This is a genomic window from Gordonia marina, from assembly GCF_052036135.1.
In the GTDB taxonomy this organism is placed as follows: domain Bacteria; phylum Actinomycetota; class Actinomycetes; order Mycobacteriales; family Mycobacteriaceae; genus Gordonia.
Genome location: NZ_JBPSDN010000090.1, coordinates 1 through 1,190, shown reverse-complemented (window position 1 = coordinate 1,190; position 1,190 = coordinate 1). Strand labels below are relative to the sequence as shown.

The following is a 1,190-nucleotide window of genomic DNA, read 5'->3' as shown; positions in this document are numbered from 1 at the left end:
CCGACCGCGATCTCCGTCCGGTCCGCCACCGTCAACATCATCCGTCCCAGCCCCACCCAGGGTCTCCTACCGCGCTACCCGCAACCCCTCGTGGCCTGCAGTGTTGCTACGACGGTATGACACCGCCCAGTCCTCCAGGCGAGGTCGGAGGAGCCTCGATCGGCTGCTGATCGGGGTCCACCCCGACCTCTTGATCCTTCCGGTCGGTAGGACCGTTCAGAGATGGGCCGGTGGCGCCCGGTTCGCGAGGTGGAACCGTCGCCTGCTTCGAAGGCTCCGGCTCCTGCGATGGAGAAGTTGTACTAGGCGGTAGAGGGGCGCTCTTCGGGACTCCGCACCGGTACGGCACGGGCGGCGGCGGTGCCTGCGAAGGGCTCTTCCCCGGGTTGGTCTGGGCCCAGGTGTTCTTCCACGCGGTGTTGTAAGCCGTGGTCTCGCGTTTGCAGCGTTCGGCTGGTGTCTCGGCGCTGGACGCTGGTGGCGTCAGTACGACAACGAGCATGATCATGACCGCGGTGGTGGCCATCACGCTGACGGCGGTCCAGAAGAGGCTTCGTAGTCCGGTGTTCTCCCTCATCTCGGGAACCCCGTTCAGATCCGGCTGGTGCGGCCGTGGGCGTAGTACACGTACACCCCGGTCTCAGTCGTGACCGAGATCTTGGCGAACGGCCGCACGCTGATCGGTCCGAGGGCGTTGGACACGTTCAGTTCCACGCCTGAGAGGACGATATCGGCGACCGGTTTGGTCAACGCGATCTCGGCCAGGGTGACCGTGGTGATCTTCCCGGCGCCGACCTCGAACTCCAGATCCGCCGACGGAATCACCGTCGCCTCCGCACCGAGATCGGCACCGATCTCACCGATCGATCCGCCGCCACCGGTACCGCCGATCGTCACGTTGGGAGCCAGCTTGGCGTTCACCCCGGAAGAGAGCTTCAACTCCGGGGTGTGGGCGGTGACCTTCACTCCGTTGGGGGCGACGGAAACGGGGTAGCCGATCTTGTAGCCCACCTCGACGGTGGCGCGCACGGTCTTGCCGTCGATGTTCCCGATCGCCGCATGCTGTCGACGACGCGTGAATACTGACCCCCAGACGACGGGTGAAAGTTGACCCCCCTCGTCATTCTGGAGGGATGATTTCAGTGGAAGACTGGGCCGAGATCCGTCGGCTGCACAAGGCGGAGGGGTTG

1 protein-coding gene is annotated in these 1,190 nt (G+C 65.3%); it reads right to left on the bottom strand.

What is annotated here, in order from left to right:
• Nucleotides 1–591: 591 nt before the first annotated feature.
• Nucleotides 592–1,044: an MspA family porin gene (locus ACSEEN_RS21400; protein ID WP_435948576.1), complete on the bottom strand. Its 453-nt coding sequence runs from the start codon at nt 1,042–1,044 to the stop codon at nt 592–594.
• Nucleotides 1,045–1,190 lie beyond the last annotated feature (146 nt).